General features: G+C 69.2%; 20 protein-coding genes. 15 read left to right on the forward strand and 5 right to left on the reverse strand.

Going from position 1 to position 23,068, the window contains the following annotated elements; translation table 11 throughout:
- Positions 1–133: 133 nt before the first annotated feature.
- Positions 134–475: a helix-turn-helix domain-containing protein gene (locus tag BW949_RS16980; protein ID WP_159440027.1), complete on the reverse strand. Its 342-nt coding sequence runs from the start codon at positions 473–475 to the stop codon at positions 134–136.
- Positions 476–792: 317 nt separating this feature from the next.
- Between BW949_RS16980 and BW949_RS00700 the strand changes: the two genes are divergently transcribed.
- Positions 793–2,361: an acetyl-CoA hydrolase/transferase family protein gene (locus BW949_RS00700; RefSeq protein WP_076363013.1), complete on the forward strand. Its 1,569-nt coding sequence runs from the start codon at positions 793–795 to the stop codon at positions 2,359–2,361.
- Between the two features lie 60 nt (positions 2,362–2,421).
- A complete protein-coding gene (locus tag BW949_RS00705) occupies positions 2,422–2,658 on the forward strand; it encodes an Lrp/AsnC family transcriptional regulator (protein ID WP_076363014.1) in 237 nt (78 codons plus the stop codon).
- A gap of 33 nt (positions 2,659–2,691) precedes the next feature.
- Here BW949_RS00705 and putA read toward each other — a convergent pair whose 3' ends face one another.
- Positions 2,692–6,153, reverse strand: coding sequence for a bifunctional proline dehydrogenase/L-glutamate gamma-semialdehyde dehydrogenase PutA (gene putA, locus BW949_RS00710; RefSeq protein ID WP_076363015.1), 3,462 nt, complete (start codon positions 6,151–6,153; stop codon positions 2,692–2,694).
- A gap of 110 nt (positions 6,154–6,263) precedes the next feature.
- Here putA and BW949_RS00715 point away from each other — a divergent pair, with 110 nt between their 5' ends.
- The 7 genes from BW949_RS00715 to BW949_RS00745 all read left to right on the forward strand — a co-directional run bounded on the left by BW949_RS00715 (position 6,264) and on the right by BW949_RS00745 (position 13,209).
- Positions 6,264–6,728, forward strand: coding sequence for an Lrp/AsnC family transcriptional regulator (locus BW949_RS00715; RefSeq protein ID WP_076363016.1), 465 nt, complete (start codon positions 6,264–6,266; stop codon positions 6,726–6,728).
- A 296-nt stretch (positions 6,729–7,024) separates the two neighbouring features.
- A complete protein-coding gene (locus BW949_RS00720; protein ID WP_076363017.1) occupies positions 7,025–8,620 on the forward strand; it encodes an ABC transporter substrate-binding protein in 1,596 nt (531 codons plus the stop codon).
- A gap of 3 nt (positions 8,621–8,623) precedes the next feature.
- Positions 8,624–9,679, forward strand: coding sequence for an ABC transporter permease (locus tag BW949_RS00725; RefSeq protein WP_076363018.1), 1,056 nt, complete (start codon positions 8,624–8,626; stop codon positions 9,677–9,679).
- On the forward strand, positions 9,676–10,581 hold the full coding sequence (locus tag BW949_RS00730; protein ID WP_076363019.1) for an ABC transporter permease: 906 nt from the start codon (positions 9,676–9,678) through the stop codon (positions 10,579–10,581). The genes BW949_RS00725 and BW949_RS00730 overlap by 4 nt, the downstream gene beginning before the upstream one ends.
- Positions 10,578–11,411 (forward strand): ABC transporter ATP-binding protein, encoded by an 834-nt coding sequence (locus BW949_RS00735; RefSeq protein WP_076363020.1) that lies wholly within the window; start codon positions 10,578–10,580, stop codon positions 11,409–11,411. Before BW949_RS00730 ends, BW949_RS00735 begins: the two co-directional genes overlap by 4 nt.
- The gene (locus BW949_RS00740; protein ID WP_076363021.1) at positions 11,405–12,163 is read left to right on the forward strand and encodes an ABC transporter ATP-binding protein; all 759 of its coding nucleotides are present in this window, start codon (positions 11,405–11,407) and stop codon (positions 12,161–12,163) included. The genes BW949_RS00735 and BW949_RS00740 overlap by 7 nt, the downstream gene beginning before the upstream one ends.
- Positions 12,160–13,209 carry a dipeptidase gene (locus BW949_RS00745; protein WP_076363022.1) on the forward strand — a complete coding sequence of 350 codons (1,050 nt, stop codon included), beginning with the start codon at positions 12,160–12,162 and terminating at the stop codon, positions 13,207–13,209. The genes BW949_RS00740 and BW949_RS00745 overlap by 4 nt, the downstream gene beginning before the upstream one ends.
- Before the next feature lie 89 nt (positions 13,210–13,298).
- On the opposite strand, the gene BW949_RS00750 is transcribed toward BW949_RS00745, so the two are convergent.
- Positions 13,299–13,928, reverse strand: a complete 630-nt coding sequence (locus BW949_RS00750; protein ID WP_159440028.1) for an FkbM family methyltransferase — start codon at positions 13,926–13,928, stop codon at positions 13,299–13,301.
- A gap of 120 nt (positions 13,929–14,048) precedes the next feature.
- Here BW949_RS00750 and pth point away from each other — a divergent pair, with 120 nt between their 5' ends.
- Positions 14,049–14,795, forward strand: coding sequence for an aminoacyl-tRNA hydrolase (gene pth / locus BW949_RS00755; protein ID WP_076363024.1), 747 nt, complete (start codon positions 14,049–14,051; stop codon positions 14,793–14,795).
- The gene (locus BW949_RS00760) at positions 14,792–16,210 is read left to right on the forward strand and encodes an amidase (protein ID WP_076363025.1); all 1,419 of its coding nucleotides are present in this window, start codon (positions 14,792–14,794) and stop codon (positions 16,208–16,210) included. Before pth ends, BW949_RS00760 begins: the two co-directional genes overlap by 4 nt.
- A gap of 29 nt (positions 16,211–16,239) precedes the next feature.
- Here the strand turns inward: BW949_RS00760 and BW949_RS00765 are convergent, their stop codons facing one another.
- Together BW949_RS00765 and BW949_RS00770 are read right to left on the reverse strand one after the other, a co-directional pair.
- Positions 16,240–17,670 carry a radical SAM/SPASM domain-containing protein gene (locus BW949_RS00765; protein ID WP_083947506.1) on the reverse strand — a complete coding sequence of 477 codons (1,431 nt, stop codon included), beginning with the start codon at positions 17,668–17,670 and terminating at the stop codon, positions 16,240–16,242.
- Positions 17,671–17,774: 104 nt separating this feature from the next.
- Positions 17,775–18,005 (reverse strand): hypothetical protein, encoded by a 231-nt coding sequence (locus BW949_RS00770; protein ID WP_076363027.1) that lies wholly within the window; start codon positions 18,003–18,005, stop codon positions 17,775–17,777.
- A gap of 215 nt (positions 18,006–18,220) precedes the next feature.
- On the opposite strand from BW949_RS00770, the gene BW949_RS00775 reads away from it, so the two are divergent.
- The 4 genes from BW949_RS00775 to BW949_RS00790 all read left to right on the forward strand — a co-directional run bounded on the left by BW949_RS00775 (position 18,221) and on the right by BW949_RS00790 (position 22,793).
- The gene (locus BW949_RS00775) at positions 18,221–18,853 is read left to right on the forward strand and encodes a YitT family protein (protein ID WP_076363028.1); all 633 of its coding nucleotides are present in this window, start codon (positions 18,221–18,223) and stop codon (positions 18,851–18,853) included.
- 8 nt (positions 18,854–18,861) lie between these two features.
- Positions 18,862–19,197 carry a DMT family transporter gene (locus BW949_RS00780; protein ID WP_076363029.1) on the forward strand — a complete coding sequence of 112 codons (336 nt, stop codon included), beginning with the start codon at positions 18,862–18,864 and terminating at the stop codon, positions 19,195–19,197.
- A 124-nt stretch (positions 19,198–19,321) separates the two neighbouring features.
- The gene (gene typA / locus BW949_RS00785; protein WP_076363661.1) at positions 19,322–21,139 is read left to right on the forward strand and encodes a translational GTPase TypA; all 1,818 of its coding nucleotides are present in this window, start codon (positions 19,322–19,324) and stop codon (positions 21,137–21,139) included.
- Between the two features lie 172 nt (positions 21,140–21,311).
- The gene (locus BW949_RS00790) at positions 21,312–22,793 is read left to right on the forward strand and encodes an ABC transporter substrate-binding protein (RefSeq protein WP_076363030.1); all 1,482 of its coding nucleotides are present in this window, start codon (positions 21,312–21,314) and stop codon (positions 22,791–22,793) included.
- Positions 22,794–23,068 lie beyond the last annotated feature (275 nt).

Here is a 23,068-nt window from a genome sequence, read left to right on the forward strand (position 1 = left end):
CCGCCGTTTGCGGTTACCGACCCAGCTAGCACGCCCGAAGGTCCGGCCAAGGCACAAGGGATGTGAGCAGCCGCACAACGCCACCCCGGCAGAGAAGACGCTGACGCGTGAAACGAAGGCGCGCGGGCCCCGATCAGGCCGGAACGCGGGCGCGCGGCGCGGCGGGGACGCAATCGCCGACCGGGACGCCCAGCGCCGCGGCGATGGCCCGGACCTCGTGGGGGGTCGGCTCGACCGCGCCGCGTTCGATCAACAGATAGCGCTCGAGCGCCAGCCCCGCCGCGGCGGCCAGTTCGCGCTGGCAATGCCCGCAGGCCCGCCGCCAGGCCTCGATCGGGCCGGCCCCGGCGGCCAGCGCAGCGGCGTGTATCCAGAAATCGGGCGCGGCATCCGTTCGGGCGCACCGGACATCGTGCCCCGCACGCAAGGACACCGGCAGGGCATCTTCGGCCCGCAAGGCTCGGTTCGACGGCATCTCCTGCGCCTTCTTCTGCGATCTTTCATCGGGATTTATCGTGCCACGGCGCCGCTTCCGTCGGCGCGGGCGCCCGAGTTGGCGCAACGTCATGCCCCTGTCAACGCAAGCGCGCATGAAAATTGCGGACAACTTGAGGAATGCTTTGCGCCTGACGCCGCAAGATTGTTGCGCTGAGCGCATATCAGCCCACATATCGACAAGACTTCCGCGACATGATCTGACAGTTTTGCACAATTGTCATGGATACGGGCAGTCAGCTGCCCGTAATTGCGGCTGCTCATCGGAGGGGGTGCCGCGCTCAAAGGAGGAGCCTCATGTCCGACGACGACCGTATCCGCAACCCCGAACTGCGTTCCCGCGTGATGTCCGCCCAGGACGCCGCGGCGATGATCCCCTCGGGGGCGGCCATCGGCATGAGCGGCTTCACCGGCTCGGGCTACCCCAAGCTGGTGCCCCAGGCACTGGCCGCGCGCATCGAGGCCGAACATGCCGCCGGCCTGCCCTTCCGGGTCAGCGTCTGGACCGGCGCCTCGACCGGGCCGGAACTGGACGGCGCGCTGTCCAAGGCCAACGGCATCGAATTCCGCCTGCCCTACAATTCGGACCCGATCGCCCGCGAGAAGATCAACCGCGGCGAGATGAACTATTTCGACATGCACCTGAGCCAGGTCGCGCCGATGGCCTGGCAGGGCTTTCTGGGCCCGCTCGACACCGCCGTGATCGAGGTTTCGGGCATCACCCCCGAGGGCGAGTTGATCCCGTCGTCGTCGGTCGGCAACAACAAGACCTGGCTGGAACGCGCGCGTCAGATCATTCTCGAGGTGAACTCGTGGCAATCGCCCGCGCTCGACGGGATGCATGACATCTATTACGGCACCGCGCTGCCCCCCTATCGCCAGCCGATCCCGCTGACCCATCCCAATGACCGCATCGGCCAGCCGCATTTCCGCGTCGACCCCGACAAGATCGTGGCCATCGTCAAGACCGACGTGCCCGACCGCAACGCCCCCTTCTCGGAACCCGACGCGGTTGCCGAGGCCATCGCCGGGCACCTGCTGGAATTCTTCCGCCACGAGGTGACGCGCGGGCGCCTGCCCGGCACGCTGCTGCCGCTGCAATCGGGGGTGGGCAATGTCACCAACGCGGTGCTGGCCGGCCTGATGCATGGGCCCTTCGACCGGCTGACCGCCTTCACCGAGGTGATCCAGGACGGCATGCTGGACATGCTCGAGGACGGCAAGCTGACCATGGCTTCGGCCACGGCCTTCTCGCTGTCGCCCGAAATGGCGCATCGGTTCAACGCCGACGCCGCGCGCTTCCGCGGCAAGCTGGTGCTGCGCCCGCAGGAAATCTCGAACCACCCCGAACTGGTGCGCCGCCTGGGCTGCATCGCCATGAACGGGCTGATCGAGGCCGACATCTACGGCAACGTCAACTCGACCCATATCATGGGCTCGCGCATCCAGAACGGCATCGGCGGCTCGGGCGATTTCGCGCGCAATGCCTATGTGTCGATCTTCATGACCCCCTCGACCGCCAAGGGCGGCAAGATATCGGCCATCGTGCCGCAGGTGGCGCATGTCGACCACATCAGCCAGGACGTGCAGGTCATCGTCACCGAACAGGGGCTGGCCGACCTGCGCGGGCTGTCGCCCAAGCAGCGCGCCAAGGTGATCGTGGAGAACTGCGCCCACCCGGATTTCAAGCCGATGCTCCAGGATTACATGGCCCGCGCGGCGCAGACCTCCTATGGCAAGCACGCCCCGAACATCCTGGCCGAGGCGCTGTCCTGGCACGAGCGTTTCGTCAGCACGGGAACGATGCTCGAGGAGCCGCGCGCCGCTGTCGAGACCGGGCCGGTTCTGGTGTCCTCGAACGGCTGAGGCGCTTTTCGGCGCCCGCCGGGGCGGTTAGAGTGGCGGCAACGAATGGGAGGATACCCGATGCAATGCGTCTTCGTGCAATTCCGCTGCCGCCCCGGCAAGGCCTATCAGGTGGCCGATGCGATCTATGACCGCGAGGTGGTGAGCGAACTCTACTCGACCTCGGGCGAATACGACCTGATGGCCAAGGTCTATGTCCCCCAGGGCGAGGATGTCGGCCGCTGGCTGAACGACACTCTCTTTGACATCCCCGAGATCGACCGGACGCTGACCACCATCACCTTCAAGGCGTTCTGATCGGGGGGGGCCTGATCGCCCCCCCATTTCCCCTCAGGCCGGCGGCGGCGCCCCGGCCAGAAGGGCGGCATTGCCGCCCGCGGCGGTCGTGTCAACGCACAGATGCCGTTCATGGGCAACATGGGCGGCATCGGGCGCCCCCGTGATCAGCGGCACGATCGGCCCCGCGCGCCGCGACAGCGCCTGCGCAAATGCCCGCCCCCGCGCCGCATCGCCCCACCAGATCACCCCGGAAAAGCCCGCAAGCTGTTCCAGCGCCGCGGGGTCCAGTGTCTCGCAGACCGGCACCGCCTGCCCGCCCAGCGCCGTGACCGCCGCGACCTGCGCCGCGCGCGCGGCCGGCCCCGGCCCCAGACACAGAAGCGGCGCGCGGCTCACCAGGCGCAGCCGGTTCGTCTCGCCGGTCGGGCCGGGCAGGTCGGTTTCGGACAGGACGCGCGCGGGCGCCGCCGCGGCCAGCGCGCCCGCCAGATCCGTGCCCGAAAGCGCCGGGCCAGAAAGCGCCAGGACCGACGGGGCCGGATCGTGCAGATCGGGCGCCGGATGCCGGGTCAGCCGGGCCAGGTAATGCGGCCCGCCCGCCTTGGGCCCGGTTCCCGAAAGCCCTTCGCCCCCAAAGGGTTGGCTGCCCACGACCGCGCCGATCTGGTTGCGGTTGACATAGGTGTTGCCCACGGGGGCCGCGTCGAACGCCTGCGCATGGCGCGACGCGATCCGGCTGTGCAGCCCCAAGGTCAGCCCATAGCCCGCCGCCGCCACCTCGGCCAGAACCTGCGCCTCGCCCCCCGCGGGATAGGTCGCCACATGCAGCACCGGGCCGAAGATCTCGCGCTCCAGATCCCCGATCCCCCCCACGCGGATCAGCGCCGGCGCCACGAAATGCCCCGCCGCATGCCCCCCCTCGGGGGCCGACAGCGCATGGATCAGCCGCCCCTCGGCCTGGGCGCGGGCCACATGGTCCGCGATCGTGGCACGCGCCTCGGCGTCGATCACCGGGCCGACATCGGTCGCCAGATGCCACGGATCGCCCAGGGCCAGCACATCCATCGCGCTGCGGATCATCTCGATCAGGCGCGGGGCGATCTCCTCTTGCACATAAAGACAGCGCAGCGCCGAGCAGCGCTGCCCCGCCGAGCGGAAGGCCGAAGCCACGATATCGCGCACCGCCTGTTCCGGCAGCGCGGTCGCGTCGACGATCATCGCGTTCAGCCCGCCGGTCTCGGCCACCAGGGTCGCGCCCGGCGCCAGATGCTCGGCCATCGTTTCCCGGATCCGCCGCGCGGTCTCGGTCGAGCCGGTGAAAAGCACCCCGTCGATACGCGCGTCGCGCGTCAGGCCCGCGCCGATCTCGGGGCCGGTGCCGGGCAGAAGCTGAAGCGCCGTGCGCGGCACCCCCGCGCGGTGCAGAAGCCGCACCGCCATGGCCGCGACCAGCGGCGTCTGTTCGGCGGGCTTGGCCAGCACCGCATTGCCCGCCGCAAGCGCCGCCGCCACCTGCCCGGTGAAGATCGCCAGCGGAAAGTTCCACGGCGAGATTGCCGCAACCCGGCCAAGCGGCGCCGCGGTCCCGCCCGCACCCGCCGCGTAATAGGTCAGGAAATCAACGGCCTCGCGCAATTCGCCCATGGCATCGGGCAGGGTCTTGCCGGCCTCGCGCGCCAGAACCGCCAGAAGCGGGCCGGTGTTTTCCTCGAACAGATCGGCCGCGCGCGCCAGAACCTCGGCGCGGCGGGCGGCGGGCGCGGACCAGGGCGCGGCCAGATCGAGGGCGGCGGCCACATCCTCGGCCCGCGCCTCGTGAACCTGGGCGATGACCGCGCCATCGGCGGGGTTGGTCACGGGGCGCGCCGGACCGGGGGGCCGTTCGCAGGCCAGGATCGGCGCGGCATCGGGAAGCGCGACCGCCCGCGCCGCCTCGAGCCCGGCCAGAACCTCGCGGTCGGTCAGATCCAGACCGCGGGAATTGCGCCGCACCGGCGCGAACAGGTCGGCCGGCGCCACCAGACCGGGCGGAGGCGCCGCCCCCTCCAGCGCGGCAAAGGGACAGGCGGCCACCGTCTCGGGCGCGACGGACGGGTCGGTGACATGATGGACAAAGCTGGAATTGGCGCCGTTTTCCAACAGCCTGCGCACCAGATAAGCCAGCAGGTCGCGGTGTGCGCCCACCGGCGCATAGATCCGGCAGCGCGTGCCGGTTTCGCGGCGCAGGATCTCGTGAAGCGCCGCCCCCATGCCGTGCAGACGCTGGAATTCGAAGGGGCGCCCCTCGGCCATATGCACGATGGCCGCGACCGTATGGGCGTTGTGGGTGGCAAATTGCGGATAGAGCCGGTCGCCCGCGTCGAAAAGCTGCCGCGCCAGCCCCAGATAGGCGACATCGGTCGCGGCCTTCGTGGTGAAGAGCGGGAAATCCGCAAGCCCCTCGACCTGCGCGCGCTTCATCTCGGCGTCCCAATAGGCGCCCTTGACCAGACGCACCGCCAGCCGCCGGTCGAGCCGCCCCGCCAGCGCCTGAAGCCGCGCAATCGCCGCGCCCGCGCGCTTGCCATAAGCCTGCACCACCACGCCGAACCCGTCCCAGCCGGCCAGTTGCGGGTCGGCCAGCACCGCCTCGATCACCCGCAGCGACAGCGCCAGCCGGTCCTGTTCCTCGGCATCGACCGTCAGCCCCAGCCCCGCCGCCGCCGCCGCACGCGCCAGATCGCGCAGCACGGGCACCAGCTCGGCCATGACGCGGGCTTCCTGCGCCACCTCATAGCGCGGATGCAGCGCCGAGAGCTTGACCGAAATGCCGGGGCTGTCGGCGACACCGCCCGCGGGCCGCCCCGCCGCCGCCCCCACGGCCGCAATCGCGCGGGCATAATCGGCCCGATAGCGGGCGGCATCCTTGGCGGTGATCGCGGCCTCGCCCAGCATGTCATAGCTGAAGAGATAACCCTGAGCCTCGCGCGGGCGGGCGCGGTTGAGCGCGGCCTCGATCGTCTCGCCCAGAACGAACTGCCGCCCCATTTCCTTCATCGCGCGCGCCACCGCGGCCCGGATCGCCGGCAGCCCCAGCCGCCGGATCGCGCCGCCCAGAAGCCCGTCGATCTGCGCCCCGCGCAGAAGGCGCCCGCCCACGACCAGCCCGCCCGTCGCCGTGTTGACCAGCGCCGAACGCGCGGCGAAGAGATGCCCCTCCCAGGCCTGCGGCGCGATCTTGTCGGCGATCAGCGCGTCCGCCGTGGCCGGATCGGGCACGCGCAACATGGCCTCGGCCAGCGCCATCAGCGCCACGCCCTCGGCGGTCGACAGGCCATATTCGGACAGGAACGCCTCCATCAGCGCGGGCTTGCCGACGCCGCGGATGGCGCGCACAAGATCCGCCGCGCGGGCGGAAATGGCGGCCCGTGCCGGACCGTCCAGCCGCGCCTGGCGTGCCAGCTGCGCGATCAGCGGACCCTGGGCTTGCGTCTTGGCAGCGCCCTCGAGGGGCGGAAGGGGATCGTCGAACATGGGGGAACCTCTCTGGCTGATCCCATGATAACGCAAGGCGCATGGACCTTTCGGCCATTCAGGGGCATGATGACAGCCGATCCGACCAAAGATGGGCATCCAGACAGGCCATGATCGAAGATCTCGACCCGATCGACAGGCGCATCCTGACCGCGCTGGTGGCCAATGCGCGCCTGCCGGTGGCCGAGCTTGCCCGCAAGGTGGGCCTGTCCAAGACCCCGGTGGCGGCACGTCTGCGCGCGCTCGAGGTGCGGGGCATCATCACCGGCTATCGCGCGGTCCTGTCGCCGCGCAAGCTGGGGCTGTCGCATGTGGCCTTTGTCGAGGTGCGCCTGTCGGACACGCGCGAGGCGGCGCTGGCGCGCTTCAATGCCGCCGTCCGCCAGGTTCCCGAGATCGAGGAATGCCACATGATCGCGGGCGGCTTCGACTATCTGCTCAAGGTGCGCTCGCATGACATTGCCGATTATCGGCGCGTGATGGCCGAGACCATCTCGGCGCTGCCGCATGTCAATTCGACGACCACTTATGTGGCGATGGAGGCCGTGGTGGAGGGCGCGCACCTGGCACTCTAGCCCTCGCGACAGGGTTCATTTGACGACATTGCAGGCAAAAGGTGCGTGGAAATTCCCGCAATAATTGACCTTTTGCAACATTTCGGGCGCAGCCCCCTGCCCCGCCACGGGTCCGATCATGCGTTCTGGTCATAGCGCCGCGCCGCGGGGTGCATGGCTCGGAGCCCCGATCCGGGCCGTTTCACCTTGACAGCGTTTTTGACCCAACGGTTAATCGAAACATTCAAAGACCCGCTCAAGCGGGCGTGCGCGGGCCCCGAACTCCGGGGCCTCGACCAACAGAGAGAGGAAACCTCATGCTTCACAGCCGCCTGCTTGCCTCGGCCGCGCTCGGCGCGTTCCTGCTGGGCGCCACCCCCGCCGCGACCTGGGCCGAGACGCCGCCCGACACGCTGATCCAGGCCTGGTCGATCGACGACATCATCTCGCTCGATCCCGCCGAGATCTTCGAATTCACCGCCTCCGAGATTACCGGCAACAGCTATGAGACGCTGATCGGCTATGACCCGGCGGATGTCTCCGACATCTTCGGCAAGGTCGCCGAAAGCTGGACCGTCTCGGAGGATGGCAAGACCATCTCGTTCAAGATCCGCGAGGGGCGCCAGTTCGCCTCGGGCAACCCGATCACCGCGGAAGACGCGGTCTTCTCGCTGGTGCGCGCGGTCAAGCTGGACAAGTCGCCCGCCTTCATCCTGACCCAGTTCGGTCTGAACGCCGACAATGTCGAGGACATGGTGGTCCAGACCGGCCCCTATTCCTTCGACTTCAAGATGGACAAGGCCTATGCGCCGTCGCTCGTGCTCTATTGCCTGACGGCCACGGTGGCCATGGTGGTGGACAAGAAGCTGGTCATGGAACATGCCCAGAACGGCGATTACGGCTATGAATGGCTCAAGACGAACTACGCCGGTTCGGGGCCCTTCACCATCCGCGACTGGCGCGCCAACGAAGTTATCGTGATGGAGCGCAACGAGAATTACTCGGGCGAGAAACCGGCGATGGCGCGGGCGATCTATCGCCACATCCCCGAGACCGCGACCCAGCGGCTGCTGCTTGAACGGGGCGACATCGACATCGCGCGCAACCTGGCGGCCGAGGATATCGCCGCGCTGGAGGGCAACCCCGACGTCAAGATCGAAAAGGGCGTCAAGGGCTCGATCTATTATCTGGGCCTGAACCAGAAGAACCCCTATCTGTCCAGCCCGCAGGTCCGCCAGGCGATGAAATGGCTGGTCGATTATGACACGATCGCCAACACCATCATGGCCGGCAAGGTCGAGGTGCACCAGGCGTTCCTGCCCAAGGGCTTCCTGGGCGCGCTGAACGACACCCCCTTCAGCCTGAACGTTGAAAAGGCCCGCGAATTGCTGGCCGAGGCGGGCTATCCCGACGGCTTCACCGTCACCATGGACACCCGCAACACCCCCGAGATCACCGCCATGGGCCAGGCGATCCAGCAGACCATGGCCATGGCCGGCATCACGCTCGAGCTGATCCCCGGCGACGGCCAGCAGACGCTGACCAAGTATCGCGCGCGCAACCACGACATCTACATCGGCCGCTGGGGGCCCGATTACCAGGATCCGCACACCAACGCCGACACCTTTGCCCGCAACCCGGACAATTCCGATGACGCGGCCTCGAAGCCGCTGGCCTGGCGCAATGCCTGGGAGATCCCCGAGATGACCGCCCGGACCGATGCGGCGGTGCTGGAAGCCGATCCGGCCAAGCGCGCCGAGATGTATCTCGCGCTTCAGCGCGAGAGTCAGGAGACCTCGCCCTTCGTCATCATGTTCCAGGAGATCGAGGTGTCGGGGATGCGCCAGAATGTCGACGGCTTCATCATCGGCCCGTCGTTCAACGACAACTCCTTTGCGCATCTGACGAAATAAGGCATGCGCACATCGACTTCACGCAGGGGGCGCCCCGGCGCCCTCTGGCTGGGCCGGGGGGCACGGCTGCTGGGCACCGTGGCCGTGACCTTCCTCGGGCTTTTGCTTGTCACCTTCCTGATCGGGCGCATCGTGCCCGTCGACCCGGTGCTGGCGGTCGTGGGCGACCGCGCGCCGCAATCGGTCTATGACCGGGTCTATGTCGAACTGGGTCTCGACCGGCCCTTGTGGGAACAATTCTGGATGTATCTCCAGAAGGTCGCCACGGGGGATTTCGGCACGTCCTTCCTGACCAAGCGCCCGATCGTGGACGACATCGCCCGCGTCTTTCCCGCGACGGTCGAGCTGGCCACGGTGGCCATCGTGATCGGCACCGCGCTGGGGGTGCCGGCGGGCGTCTGGGCGGCGGTGCGCCAGGGGCGGCTGGCCGATCAGGTGGTGCGGGTGCTGGGGCTTGTGGGCTATTCCGCGCCGATCTTCTGGCTGGGGCTGCTGGGGCTTCTGGTCTTCTATGCCCGGCTGCACTGGGTCGCGGGGCCCGGACGGATCGACATCGCCTATGAATATGCCTTCACGCCGCAGACCGGGTTCTATCTGTGGGACACGGCCGTGCAGGGGGAATGGGCGGCCTTTCGCAACGTGCTGTCGCATCTGATGCTGCCGGCCGCGCTACTGGGATATTTCTCGATGGCCTATATCTCGCGGATGACGCGCAGCTTCATGCTGGCCGAGCTGGCGCAGGAATATGTCATCACCGCGCGCGTCAAGGGCGTGCCGGAATGGCGCATCATCTGGGTGCATGCGCTGCGCAATGCCGCGGTGCCGCTGGTGACGGTGATCGCGCTGTCCTATGCCGGGCTCCTGGAAGGTTCGGTGCTGACCGAGACCGTCTTTGCCTGGCCGGGTCTGGGCCAATATCTGACCAACAGCCTCCAGAATGCCGACATGAATGCGGTCCTGGGCGGCACGCTGGTGATCGGAGCGATCTTCGTGGGGCTGAACCTCTTGTCGGACCTGCTCTATACCCTTCTTGACCCGCGCGTGCGGAGGCGGTCATGAGCGCGCAGGACTGGCTTTTGTCCGACAGCCCGACCTCGCGCCGGCAGGCCCGCGCGGGTCAGGCCTATCGCGTCTGGCTGGCCTTTCGCGGCAATTGGCTGGCGATGGTGGGGCTGGCCATCGTGGGCACGCTGATCGGGGTGGCGGCGCTGGCCGATCTGCTGGCGCCCTACAACCCGGTGACGGGGGGCGATCTGAACACCCAGCGCCTGTTGCCGCCGCTGTCGCCGGGGCACCTGCTGGGCACCGACGATCTGGCCCGCGATATCCTTTCGCGGCTGATCCACGGCACCCGGCTGACGCTGATGGTGGTGGTGCTGGTCGCGGTGATCGCCACGCCCATCGGCCTTCTGGTCGGCACCACGGCGGGCTATTTCGGCGGCTGGGTGGACACGGTCCTGATGCGCGCCACCGATATCGTGCTGGCCTTTCCGCGGCTGATCCTGGCGCTGGCCTTCGTGGCCGCACTTGGGCCGGGGATCGAGAACGCGATCATCGCCATCGCCATCACCTCGTGGCCGCCCTATGCGCGGCTGGCGCGCGCCGAGACCCTGACCATCCGCGACAGCGACTTCATCGCCGCGACGCGGTTGCAGGGGGCCTCCTCGGCGCGGATCATCTGGAAACATGTCGTGCCCTTGTGCATGTCCTCGGTGATCGTGCGGGTGACGCTCGACATGGCGGGCATCATCCTGACCGCGGCGGGCCTGGGCTTTCTGGGGCTTGGCGCCCAGCCCCCCAGCCCCGAATGGGGCGCCATGATCGCGGGCGGGCGGCGCTTCCTGATCGACCATTGGTGGGTGGCCACCATGCCCGGCATCGCCATCTTCACCGTGTCGCTGGGCTTCAACCTGCTGGGCGACGGCTTGCGCGACGTGCTTGATCCGAAGGGGCGCAAATGACCCTGCTTTCCGTGGAAAACCTCCGCGTGCGCTTTCCCACCCGGCAGGGCCCGGCCGAGGTGGTGCGCGGCGTCTCCTTCACCCTGGGGCGCGAGCGTCTGGGCATTGTCGGCGAATCCGGGTCGGGCAAGTCGCAGACCGGGCGCGCGCTTCTCGGGCTGACCCCGCCGCCGGGCGAGGCCCGCGCCGACCGGCTGGAGTTCGACGGCATCGACCTGCGCCGCGCCTCGGCCCGGCAATGGCGGGGGCTGCGCGGCCGGCGCCTGTCGATGGTGATGCAGGACCCCAAGTTCTCGCTCAACCCGGTGATGCCGATCGGCCGGCAGCTGATGGAGACCCTGCGCAGTCACGGCACGGCGCGGCGCGACGCGCAGACCCGCGCGCTCGAGATGCTGGAGGCGGTGCAGATCCGCGACCCCGAGCGCGTGTTCCGCGCCTATCCGCACGAGGTCTCGGGCGGCATGGGCCAGCGCGCCATGATCGCCATGATGCTGGTCTCGGAACCCGACCTCCTGATCGCGGACGAGCCGACCTCGGCGCTCGATGTCACGATCCAGATCGAGGTCTTGCGCATCCTTGACCGGCTGGTGCGCGAGCGCGGCATGGGGCTGATCTTCATCAGCCACGACCTGCGGCTGGTGTCGTCGTTCTGCGACCGGGTGCTGGTGATGTATGCCGGCCGCGTGGTCGAGGAACTGGCCGCCGCAGATCTGGCCGCGGCGCGCCATCCCTATACGCGCGGGCTTCTGGAATGCCTGCCGCGCATCGACGGCGACCGCGGCCCCCTTCCCACCCTTGAACGCGACGAGGCCTGGGCCCGCGAATGCTAGAGATCGAGAACCTCGAGGTCACCTTCAGCGCCCGCGGGCAGGATGTGCAGGCGGTGCGCGGCCTGTCGCTGGCCGTGGCGCCGGGCGAAAGCTACGGCATCGTGGGCGAATCCGGGTCGGGCAAATCCACCGTGCTGCGCGCGATCTGCGGGCTGGCGCCGGTCACGGGCGGCCAGATCGTGCTGGGCGGGCGCCCCCTGCCCCGCCGGCGCGACGCGGCCTTCTACCGCCACGTGCAGATGGTGTTCCAGGATCCCTATGCGTCGCTGCATCCGCGTCACACGGTCGATGCCGTGCTGTCCGAGCCGCTGGCGATCCAGGGCTTTGACGACCGCGACGCCCGCATCGCCCGCGCGCTCGACGAGGTGGGCCTGGGCGCGGGTTTCCGCTTTCGCTATCCCCACCAATTGTCGGGCGGCCAGCGTCAGCGCGTGGCGGTGGCGCGCGCGCTGATCCTCGAGCCCGAACTGGTGCTTCTGGACGAGCCGACCTCGGCGCTCGATGCCTCGATCCAGGCCGAGGTGCTGAACCTGCTCGACCGGCTGCGGCACGAACGCGGGCTGACCTATGTGCTGGTGTCGCACGATCTTGCGGTGGTCTCGCACATGTGCGACCGGCTGCTGGTGATGCAGCACGGCCAGGCGGTCGAGGAGCTGACCCGCGCCGATCTGCGCGCCCGCGCCGCCACCACCGATTACACCCGCCGCCTTCTGGAGGCATCCGAAGGCTATCGTCCGGAGACCCAGCCATGACCCCCGTGTTCGACGGTCACAACGACTTCCTGCTGCGCCTTCTGCGCGACCCCGCCCGGCGCGAGGACATCTGGCTGACCGGCGAAGGCAAGGGCCATCTGGACCTGCCGCGCATGCGCAAGGGCGGTTTTGCCGGGGGCTTCTTTGCCGTCTATATCCCCTCGCCCCAGCCCGAGGGCGTCGATCTCGACGATCTGATGGCGCATCCGCCCTATGCGCTGCCGCTGCCCGATCCGGTGCCCCTGCCCGAGGCCCAGCCCGTGGCCGCGGCGATGATCGGCCATCTGATGTGGATGGAGCGCACCGGCACGCTGTCGATCTGCCGCAGCGTGGCCGAGATCCGCGCCGCCATGGCCGCCGGGCGCATCGCCGCCGTTCTGCACATGGAGGGCGCCGAGGCCATCGGCCCCGATCTCGACGCGCTGCATCTGTGGCATGCGGCGGGGCTGCGCTCGCTCGGGCCGGTCTGGTCGCGCCCGACCGCCTTTGGCCACGGCGTGCCCTTCGCCTTTCCCGCAAGCCCCGACACCGGCGACGGGCTGAGTGCCGCGGGCAAGTCCCTGGTGCGCGAATGCAACCGGCTGCGGATCATGCTTGACCTCAGCCACCTGAACGAAAAGGGCTTTGACGACATCGCGCGGCTGTCCACGGCGCCCTTGGTGGCCACCCATTCGAACGCCCATGCCGTCACCCCGTCGGCGCGCAACCTGACCGACCGGCAGCTCGACATCATCCGCGACAGCGGCGGCATGGTGGGGCTGAACTTTGCCACCGTCTTCCTGGCCGCCGATGGCCGGCAGGAGGCCTTCACCGGCTGGGATCCGGTGCTGCGCCATCTCGACCACCTGATCGCGCGGCTGGGCGAAGATCACGTGGGCTTCGGCTCGGACTTCGACGGCGCCACCATCCCCGCCGATCTGGGCGATGTGGCGGGGCTCCCGCGGCTTCTGCGCGCGCTCGAGAAACACGGCTATGACAGCACGCTGATCGAGAAGCTGGCGCATCGCAACTGGCTGGCGGTGCTGGAACGGACCTGGGGGGGCTAGAGGCGGGCCCCCGCTCAGGCGAAACGTTCAAAGGCCACGACCCCGCCCTTCGAGGCGGTGACCGAATAGACGAAGCCTGCGTCCAGAAGCTAGCGAAACATCCGCGCCATGCCCGCCGCGCCGTATCTGTCGGGGTGCAGCTCCAGAATGAGAAGACGCAGATCGTCGGGCAGCGGCCCGGCCAGAAGGTCAAGCTCGGCCCCTTCGATATCGGCCACGATCACGCTGGGCGCATGACGCGCGATCAGCGCCCCGATCCGCAGCGCCGGCACGGTCTCGATCCGCCCGGCGCGCGGTGCCGCCCCCGACACGCCCCCCGACACGCCCCCCTCTGGCGCGATCCCCGAGGCCCAGAAGGCCGGCCGGCACAGGAAGGCCACGGTCTCGGGCGCGAAATCATCGGGCACGACCGCGCCCCACAGGATCTCGGTTCCGACAATTCCATTGGTGGCCAGATTGGCGCGCGCGGCCTCGACCATCTGCGCGCCGGCCTCGACCGCCAGCACCTGCGCCCCGCCCAGGCTGCGCGCCGCCAGCGTGGTGATGAAACCCGCGCCCGCGCCCAGCTCCAGCACCCGGTCGCCGGGGCGCAGATGCGCCTTGAGAAGCTCGGCCTCGCGCGCCTCGTAATAGCCGCCCTCGAGCGCCTTGCGCAGATGCCCCGTCAGCCCGTCGTCCGGCACGTCGAGCGTGACCCCGCGAATGCTGAAACGCGCCACATCGCCCCCCTTTGTCCGCCGCGCCGGTTGCATCGCGCCGGCCCCTCGCCTATCCCTCGCACCGATGCGCGGGGCCTGGCAAGCCCCGCCGCGGCAACGGGGACGGAAACGGGGGCGGCGATGAAACTCTTTGTCGGTCTGGGCAATCCGGGCGCGCAATATGCCGGCAACCGCCACAACATCGGCTTCATGGCGCTGGACCGCATCGCCGAGGATCACGGCTTCACCCCCTGGCGCGCGCGCTTTCAGGGGCTGGTCGCCGAAGGCCGGCTGGGCGTGGAAAAGGTGGTCGCGCTCAAGCCGCAGACCTTCATGAACCTGTCGGGCCAGTCGGTGGGCGAGGCGATGCGCTTCTGGAAGATCGCCCCCGAGGATGTCGTGGTCTTTCACGACGAACTGGACCTGCCCCCCTTCCGCGTGCGCCTCAAGACGGGCGGCGGGCACGCTGGGCACAACGGCCTGCGCTCGATCGCGGAACATGGCGGCGCGGCAGCGCAGCGCGTGCGTCTGGGGATCGGCCATCCGGGCGAGAAGTCCCGCGTGACCGGCCATGTTCTGGGCGATTTCGCCAAGGCCGAGCGCGCCGATCTCGAGGCCCTTCTCGACGCCATCGCCAAGGCCGCGCCCGATCTGGCCGCGGGCCAGGGCGCGCGCTTCATCGCCGCGCTGCCGGGCCACGAGAAGGCCCCGAAGAAACCGAAGCCCGAGAAGGCCGCGCACCCTGCGGCGGAGGCGACGCCCGAGGCCAAGCCTGATGCCCCGCCACAGCCTGACGCCCCGGCCCAGCCCGACGCCAAACCCGAGCCCGAGGCGCTGTCGCCCCTTGCCCGACTGGCCGCGCATTTCTCGAAGACGGGGCGGGAATGATCGCCGAATATCCCCGCATGGACGGGATCGCGCTGGCCGAGGCCGTGGCGCAGGGCGAGGTCACGCCCGACGCGCTTCTTGATGCGGCGCTTCAGCAGGTGGCGCGCTGGAACCCGCATCTGAACGCCGTGGTTCTTATACGCGAGGAGGTCGCCCGCGCCCAGATCCGCGCGGGCCTGGCGCAGGGCCCGCTGTGGGGTGTGCCGACGCTCCTGAAGGATCTGGGCGCCGAGGCGCGCGACCTGCCCGCCCATTGCGGCTCGCGCGCGCTGATGAACACCACCTGGCCCGCCGACAGCGAGATCCTGATCCGCATGAAGGCCGCGGGGCTGGTGCCCTTCGGGCGCACCACCGCCCCCGAGGGCGGGATCGGCGTGACCACCGAGGCCGCCGTCCATGGCGGGCCGACGCGCAACCCCTGGGATCTGACGCGTTCGCCGGGGGGGTCGTCGGGGGGCGCGGCGGCGGCGGTCGCGGCCGGTATCGTGCCGGTGGCGCATGGCTCGGACGGGGGCGGCTCGCTGCGCATTCCGGCGGCGGCCTGCGGGATCTTCGCGCTCAAGCCGACCCGTGCGCGGATGCCCGACGGCCCCTTCGCCGGCGAGGCCTGGGCCGGCATGGCGACCGAAGGGTTCGTGTCGCGCAGCGTGCGCGACACGGCCGCGGCGCTTGATGCCTGCGCCGGCGCGGATCCGGGCGCGCCCTATTGGGCGCCGCCGCTGGGCGCGGGCTTTCGCGCCGCCATTGCCCGCCCGCCGCGGCGGCTGCGCATCGCGCTCTGCGACACCACCTATACCGGCGCGCCGATCGACCCGGCGCTGGCCGAGGCCACCCGCGCCGCGGGCCGCCTGCTTGCCGATCTGGGCCACCATGTGGCGCCCGCCCGGCCCACGGCCGATTTCGACGCCATGCTGCGCGCCTGGACCGACATCGTGGCCTGCGGCACCGCGCAATGGGTCCGCACAAGCCCCGCGCCCGACCGGATCGAGCCGCTGGCGGCCAGTGCGGTGGCCCATGCCGCACGCCTCTCGGGGGCGGATTATCTTGATGCGCTGGATCAGGTGCATGCCTTCGGGCGGCAGATGGCGGCCTTCTTCACCGACTGGGACATTCTCCTGTCCACGACGCTGGCCGAGCCGCCTGCGCTTCTGGGCCGATTTGACCATTCCTGCGCGGATTACCTGCATTACCGGCATGGTCCGGGCATGTGTTTTGACTTTTCGCCATATTGCGCCGCGTTCAATGCCTCGGGGCAGCCGGCGGCTTCGGTGCCGCTCTATCAGGGCGCGGACGGGCTGCCGATCGGCATCCATCTGGGCGCGCGCTTTGGCGCCGACGAGGAATTGATCGCGCTTTGTGCCGAGCTGGAAGCCGCCCTGCCCTGGGCCGACCGGCGTCCGCCCCTCCCCGCCTGAGGCCAAGCGCAATCAGGGGCCCCACCGGATCAGGGGCCCAGCGCATCGGGCGCCACTTCGCGGATCTCGCAATAATGGCGCATCAGCCGGGCCAGCCCGCGCTTGCGCAGCGCGCAGGCGGCGCGGCGGGCCTCGGGATCGAAGCGGCCGTCGCGGATGACATGGGCGGGGCAGATCCCGCAGAGCCGGAACGCCCAGCAGCCGCGGCATTCATCGCCAAGCAGCGCGTGAAAGCGCGTCAGCACCGCCTGCGCGGCCGCGACATCCAGACCGTGTTCGACATCGCCGATGGCGGCGGCGTCCTGGCCATCGAGCTTCTCGCACAGGAAATAGCGCCCCTTCGGGCTGACGAAGGTCTTGTCCACGCCCGGAATGCAGGCGCCCCCCGGCGTGAAGGGGCCGGTGTCGGGGGCCTGCGGGCGGCGGCGATGGATCTTGCGCAAGGCGGGGGCAAACAGCGCCTCGGCCAGCCGCATCTCGGGCGCGCGCCGCCCCAGCCGCCCGGCCCGCGCGCCATTGAGATGGCGCGCCAGCATCGTCTCGACCTGATCCTGCGCGGGCGGGGCGGTGCCCGTCGGTGTCTCGAGCGCATTGGCCGAGAGCCGCGCCACCGGGAATTCGGTGAAAAAGGCATCGAGCGCGGCCAGATCGGTTTCGGGGCCCAGCGTCACCGACAGCTGCACATGCGTGTCGAACCACGCCGGATGGCGGGCCTGAAGCGCGCGCAGGTTCGCCACCACCCGGTCGAACGAGCCCCCGCCGCGGCGCAGTCGGCGCTGGGCGTCGTGGATCCGGGGCGGGCCATCGAGGCTGACCATGACCGCCACGGCATTCCCCGCCAGGATATCGCCCGCCGCCCCGTTCAGAAGCGTGCCATTGGTGGTAAGCGCGGGCAGGATCTCGCGCCCGCCGGCCCGGCTGCGAAAGAGATCGAGCGCGAATTTCATCACCTTGCGGTTGAGAAGCGGCTCGCCACCATAGAAGCCCAGCCCCAGCGGCCCCTCGGTCTGCGTCGCATGGGCGAAGAACTCGGCGATGGCGGCCTCGGCCACCGCGGGGGACATCTGGGTCGTGCCATGCGCGGGCCGGCCGGGATGCGTGCCGGCATAGACGCAATAGCCGCAGCGCAGATTGCAGGCGTCGGTCAGCTGCAACATCAGCGTGCGCCGCCCCCGCGCCAGCGCATCGTGGAGCGCGGCAGGCTCCAGCGCCGGTTCGGGCGCCCCACCCGGCGCAGGCCGAAAGAGGCCCAGCCCCTTGCGCGCCTGAGCGATGGCGGCCTCGGCCGCCGGGTCGGGGTCGGGATAAGGTTCGGGGCCGGACGCGGGGACGGGATCACAGCTTTCGGCCCCCTGCGCCCGCAGCGCCTGCGCGATCCGCGGCCCGACCTCGGCCAGCAGGTTCGAGGCGCCGTCATAGGCGTAATGGCCCCGCGCGGTGCGAAAGGTCAAAACGTTCATCCGCCCCCCACGATTGCACGAAGCCTCAGACCACGCCGCCGCAACCGGATGCGGCCGCGGCGTCAGCGGATGTTGGCAGGCCCGAAGGTCCGGTCAGACCCCGGTCAGAGCGACCCGGCGCCGTAGCCGATCACCCCCGACGCCACACCCAGCGGCGGCACCGGATCGGCCCCGCCGAGAACGGTGCAGTCGCAATCATAGACGCAGCGCGCGCGCAGGCTGTCGGCATCGGCGCCGGCGCGCTGGGTGCGGTTGAGGTTTGAAATCGCAATCTCGAGAAGGCGTTGCGCGTCTTCGTCCTGCAATTCGGCGTCACGCCGGGCACGATCATTCATCGGCTCCCCTCCCCCTGAATCGTCGCTCGCTGGGTGATCATACCCGAATCGCACAACTCTGGGTAGACAAAACCCACCCGGCCACCGCGGCAGGGCAGCAACGCTGGACCCGCGCGCGCTTCTCGGGCAAAAGGAGGCCGCGGCCCCTTCCCCGTCGCGTCCCCTTCTTTCCCGATCCGCCTTCTTCCCCGATCCGATCGAGACGAGCTTCCGCAATGAATGCGACCCCGACCACGCGCGATGCCGATCTTCTGCCGGCCCCCCATACCCTGCTCGAGGACACCCAGGCCCTGACCTTCGGTGGCGTGATGGCTGCCTTCGGGCTGGTGATGCTGACCCATCTGGGCTTTGTCACCGGGCAGACCGCGGGGCTGGCGGTGCTGATTTCCTATGTCACCGGCTGGAGCTTCGGGCCGATCTTCTTTGCGGTGAACCTGCCGTTCTACTGGCTGGGCTACAAGCGCATCGGGCTGGCCTTCACGCTGAAGACCTTTGTCGCGGTGGGGCTGGTGTCGGGCCTGTCGATGGTGATGCCCGCCTATGTCAGCTTCGGCGACATCCACCCCGCGCTGGGGGCGGTGCTGGTCGGGATGATCTCGGGGGCGGCGCTGCTGGCGCTGTTCCGGCACGGGGCCAGCCTGGGCGGGATCGGCATCCTTGGTCTCTATCTTCAGGACAAGACCGGCTTTCGCGCCGGCTGGACCCAGCTGATCTTCGACATCTGCCTGTTCTCGGCGGCCTTTCTGGTGCGCGACCCGATCACCGTGGCCTGGTCGGCGCTGGGGGCGCTGGTGCTGAACCTCGTGATCGCCATCAACCACCGGCGCGACCGCTACATCGCCACCTGAGAGGGCCCATGCTGCGCACCTATCTGTTGCTGACCGTCGCGGTCCTGTTCGAGACCTTCGGCTCGACCTGCCTCCAGGCCAGCCAGCAATTCACGAAGCTCTGGCCGACGCTGGGGGCGGTGGTGGGCTTTGCCGGGGCGTTCTGGTTCTTCGTGCAGGTGCTCAAGGTGCTGCCGCTGGGGATCACCTATGCGCTGTGGTCGGGGCTGGGGATCATCCTGACGGCGATCTCGGGGCGGATCTTCTTTGCCCAGAAGCTTGACGCTGCGGCGCTGGCGGGGCTTGGCCTCATCATCCTGGGGATCGCGGTGATCAACCTCTTCTCGAAGACCGCCACGCATTGATCGCCCCGGCGCGCCCCCCGCGGGGGCGAAAGACGACCGAAACCGCCTGCACCGCTCAAAGCAGACTGGCCAAGAGCGCGGTTTTCCTCTATGCGCTGCGGCGCAGCAGGAAATGGCGGACATCATGGACCTTCGCAATATCGCGATCATCGCACACGTCGACCACGGGAAGACCACCCTGGTCGATCAGCTCCTGAAACAATCGGGGGCCTTCCGGGAAAACCAGGCGGTGGCCGAACGCGCGATGGACAGCAACGACATCGAACGCGAACGCGGCATCACCATTCTGGCCAAGGCGACCTCGGTCGAATGGAAGGGCACGCGGATCAACATCGTCGACACCCCCGGCCACGCCGATTTCGGCGGCGAGGTCGAGCGCATCCTGAGCATGGTGGACGGTGTCTGCCTGCTGGTCGATGCCGCCGAAGGGCCGATGCCGCAGACCAAGTTCGTCACCTCGAAGGCGCTGGCGCTGGGGCTGAAACCCATCGTCGTTCTGAACAAGGTCGACAAGCCCGCCGCCGACCCCGAGAATGCGCTCAACGAGGTCTTCGACCTCTTTGCCAACCTCGGCGCCAGCGACGAACAGCTCGACTTTCCGCATGTCTATGCCTCGGGCATCGGCGGCTGGGCGGATCTGGAGCTGGACGGCCCGCGCAAGGATCTCTCGGCGCTCTTTGACCTGATCCTGAGCCATGTCGAGCCGCCCAAGCAGGAATTCCACGCCGACGAACCCTTCCGCATGCTGGCGACCACGCTGTCGGCCGACCCGTTCATCGGGCGCATCCTGACGGGGCGGGTGGAATCGGGCCGGCTGCGCGTGGGCGAGACGATCAAGGCGCTGTCGCGCACGGGCGAGCGCATCGAGCAATTCCGCTGCACCAAGGTGCTGGCCTTCCGCGGCCTGACCCAGCAGCCCATCGACGTGGCCGAGGCGGGCGATATCGTCACCATCGCCGGCATGACCAAGGCGACCGTGGCCGACACGCTCTGCGCGCTCGAGATCGACACCCCGATCCCGGCCCAGCCGATCGACCCGCCGACGATCTCGGTGACCTTCGGCATCAACGACAGCCCGCTGGCTGGCAAGGACGGCACCAAGGTCCAGAGCCGGGTGATCCGCGAGCGCCTGCTCAAGGAGGCCGAAACCAACGTCGCCATCCGCGTCGAGGACACCCCCGGCGGCGAGGCCTTCGTGGTCTCGGGGCGCGGCGAATTGCAGATGGGCGTTCTGATCGAGAACATGCGCCGCGAGGGGTTCGAGCTGTCGATCTCGCGCCCGCAGGTGATCTTCCGCGAAGAAGACGGCGTGCGCCTCGAGCCGATCGAGGAAGTCATCGTCGATGTGGATGACGAATATTCCGGCGTCGTGATCGAAAAGCTGACCGGCGCGCGCAAGGGCGATCTGGTCGAGATGCGCCCCGCCGGCCACGGCAAGACGCGGATCGTGGCGCATGTGCCCTCGCGCGGGCTGATCGGCTATCAGGGCGAGTTCATGACCGACACGCGCGGCAACGGCGTGCTGAACCGCATCTTCCACGACTGGGCAGCCTACAAGGGCCCGATCCAGGGGCGCCGCCAGGGCGTGCTGATCTCGATGGAGAACGGCGTGTCGGTGGCCTATGCGCTGTGGAACCTTGAAGAACGCGGCAAGCTGTTCATCGGCGCGCAGGAGCAGGTCTATCAGGGCATGATCATCGGCGAGCATTCGCGCGACAACGATCTCGAGGTGAACCCGCTCAAGGGCAAGAAGCTGACCAACATCCGCGCCTCGGGCTCGGACGAGGCGGTGCGCCTGACGCCGCCGGTGCGCATGAGCCTCGAGGAAGCCATCGCCTATATCGACGACGACGAGCTGGTCGAGGTCACGCCCAAGGCGATCCGGCTGCGCAAGCGCCATCTCGACCCGCACGAGCGCAAGCGCGCCGCCCGCGCGGAATAAGGCGCGCCTCCCAGAATTTTCGTCACGGCCGCCGGTGCCCCCGGCGGCCGTTGTCGTGGGAGGCCCCCCGCGCGTGGCGGGCCTTGTCGGTGCTGGCCCCTCCCCCCCCTTGAACCGGGCGCCGATCCCCCCGATCATGGGCGTTCAAGTCCTTGGATCGGGGGGATCATCCATGACGGGCACGGCACGATGGCGGCTGGCGATGGGCGCAGCGCTCTGGGTGGCGCTGGCGGGCGCGGGGCAGGCGCGCGATACGGTCACGCTGGGCATGGTGCTGGAGCCGCCGAACCTCGACCCGACCGCGGGCGCCGCCGCCGCCATCGACGAGGTGGTCTATGCCAATCTCTTCGAGGGGCTGACCCGCTTCGGCCCCGATGGCGCGATCCTGCCGGGCCTGGCCGCCTCGTGGGAGGTCAGCGCCGATGCCCGCATCTGGACCTTTCATCTGCGCGAGGGCGTGACCTTCCACGACGGCACCACCTTCGACGCGGCGGATGTGAAATTCAGCCTGGACCGCGCCCGCGCGGCCGACAGCGTGAACGCGCAAAAGGCGCTCTTTGCCGGGATCGAGACCGTCGAGACGCCCGATCCGGCCACGGTGGTGGTGACGCTGGCCGCGCCCGATGGCGCCTTCGACTTCAAGATGGCCTGGGGCGATGCGGTGATCCTGGCCCCCGAGACCGCCGATCAGGCCGCCACGAAGCCGGTCGGCACCGGGCCCTTTGCCTTTGGCGATTGGGTGCAGGGCGATCACGTCACCCTGACCGCCTATCCCGGCTATTGGGGCACGCCGCCCGCGCTGCGCGCCGCCACCTTCCGCTTCATCGCCGATCCGACCGCGGCTTTCGCGGCGCTGATGTCGGGCGATGTCGATGCCTTTCCCAATTACCCCGCCCCCGAGACCCTGCCCGCGCTGGCCGCCGATCCGCGGTTTCGCGTGATCGAGGGCACGACCGAGGGCGAGACCATCCTGGCCATGAACAACCGCCAGCCGCCGCTGGATGATCCGCGGGTGCGCGCAGCCATTGCCCATGCGCTCGACCGCGCCGAGATCATCGAGGGCGCGATGTTCGGCCATGGCACCCCGATCGGGACGCATTTCGCCCCCCACAACCCCGATTACATCGACCTGACGGATCTGTCCGCGCATGATCCCGACCGCGCCCGCGCGCTGCTGGCCGAGGCCGGGGTCTCGGATCTGACGCTGCGCCTGGCGCTGCCGCCGCCGCCCTATGCCCGCCGCGGCGGCGAGGTGATCGCGGCCGAGCTGGCGCGCGTGGGCATCACCGCGCGGATCACCAATCTGGAATGGGCGCAATGGCTCGAACAGGTGTTCCGCGGCCATGATTTCGACCTGACCATCGTCAGCCACACCGAGCCGATGGATATCGGCATCTATGCCCGGCCCGACTATTACTTCGGCTATGCCCGGCCCGAATTCGTGGCGCTGATGGACCGGCTCGACGCCACCGCCGATCCCGCGGCGCGGCGCGCGCTGCTGCAATCGGCCCAGCGCATGATCGCCCAGGATCACGTCAACGGCTATCTGTTCCAGCTGGCCAAGACCGGCGTCGCGAATGCCCGGCTCGAGGGGCTGTGGCAGAACGCGCCGACGCAGGCCAATGACCTGACCGGCGTGCACTGGCGCGACTGAGCCCCCCAGATCGCGGCCCCGTTCGCTGCGCCCCGCGGTGGGGTGCGGCGAATCTTTCTGCATTTCGCGGCTGTTCTGCGCAAGGCTTGCAACCCATGCGTGCAATCTTGACCCGAAGGACGAACGCGCAGGCCCTGCGTCAGTCCGCCGCACGACCAGCGCGGCGCGCCGCGGCGCAGAGCAATCCCGCGAAACCGGCCAAAAACCTGCCCCAAAATGTATCTTTTCGCGCCATTCCCCCGGTTTTGGCACCATCGCCCCTGCCGCGCCGCAGC

Source organism: Phaeovulum vinaykumarii, assembly GCF_900156695.1.
GTDB classification, from domain to species: domain Bacteria; phylum Pseudomonadota; class Alphaproteobacteria; order Rhodobacterales; family Rhodobacteraceae; genus Bieblia_A; species Bieblia_A vinaykumarii.

Excerpts from the sequence above, each read along its gene's own strand:
- BW949_RS16980 (WP_159440027.1), bottom strand. The coding sequence starts at position 475 with ATGCCGTCGAACCGAGCCTTGCGGGCCGAAGATGCCCTGCCGGTGTCC.
- BW949_RS00700 (WP_076363013.1), top strand. The coding sequence starts at position 793 with ATGTCCGACGACGACCGTATCCGCAACCCCGAACTGCGTTCCCGCGTG.
- BW949_RS00705 (WP_076363014.1), top strand. The coding sequence starts at position 2,422 with ATGCAATGCGTCTTCGTGCAATTCCGCTGCCGCCCCGGCAAGGCCTAT.
- putA (WP_076363015.1), bottom strand. The coding sequence starts at position 6,153 with ATGTTCGACGATCCCCTTCCGCCCCTCGAGGGCGCTGCCAAGACGCAA.
- BW949_RS00715 (WP_076363016.1), top strand. The coding sequence starts at position 6,264 with ATGATCGAAGATCTCGACCCGATCGACAGGCGCATCCTGACCGCGCTG.
- BW949_RS00720 (WP_076363017.1), top strand. The coding sequence starts at position 7,025 with ATGCTTCACAGCCGCCTGCTTGCCTCGGCCGCGCTCGGCGCGTTCCTG.
- BW949_RS00725 (WP_076363018.1), top strand. The coding sequence starts at position 8,624 with ATGCGCACATCGACTTCACGCAGGGGGCGCCCCGGCGCCCTCTGGCTG.
- BW949_RS00730 (WP_076363019.1), top strand. The coding sequence starts at position 9,676 with ATGAGCGCGCAGGACTGGCTTTTGTCCGACAGCCCGACCTCGCGCCGG.
- BW949_RS00735 (WP_076363020.1), top strand. The coding sequence starts at position 10,578 with ATGACCCTGCTTTCCGTGGAAAACCTCCGCGTGCGCTTTCCCACCCGG.
- BW949_RS00740 (WP_076363021.1), top strand. The coding sequence starts at position 11,405 with ATGCTAGAGATCGAGAACCTCGAGGTCACCTTCAGCGCCCGCGGGCAG.
- BW949_RS00745 (WP_076363022.1), top strand. The coding sequence starts at position 12,160 with ATGACCCCCGTGTTCGACGGTCACAACGACTTCCTGCTGCGCCTTCTG.
- pth (WP_076363024.1), top strand. The coding sequence starts at position 14,049 with ATGAAACTCTTTGTCGGTCTGGGCAATCCGGGCGCGCAATATGCCGGC.
- BW949_RS00760 (WP_076363025.1), top strand. The coding sequence starts at position 14,792 with ATGATCGCCGAATATCCCCGCATGGACGGGATCGCGCTGGCCGAGGCC.
- BW949_RS00765 (WP_083947506.1), bottom strand. The coding sequence starts at position 17,670 with ATGAACGTTTTGACCTTTCGCACCGCGCGGGGCCATTACGCCTATGAC.
- BW949_RS00770 (WP_076363027.1), bottom strand. The coding sequence starts at position 18,005 with ATGAATGATCGTGCCCGGCGTGACGCCGAATTGCAGGACGAAGACGCG.
- BW949_RS00775 (WP_076363028.1), top strand. The coding sequence starts at position 18,221 with ATGAATGCGACCCCGACCACGCGCGATGCCGATCTTCTGCCGGCCCCC.
- BW949_RS00780 (WP_076363029.1), top strand. The coding sequence starts at position 18,862 with ATGCTGCGCACCTATCTGTTGCTGACCGTCGCGGTCCTGTTCGAGACC.
- typA (WP_076363661.1), top strand. The coding sequence starts at position 19,322 with ATGGACCTTCGCAATATCGCGATCATCGCACACGTCGACCACGGGAAG.
- BW949_RS00790 (WP_076363030.1), top strand. The coding sequence starts at position 21,312 with ATGACGGGCACGGCACGATGGCGGCTGGCGATGGGCGCAGCGCTCTGG.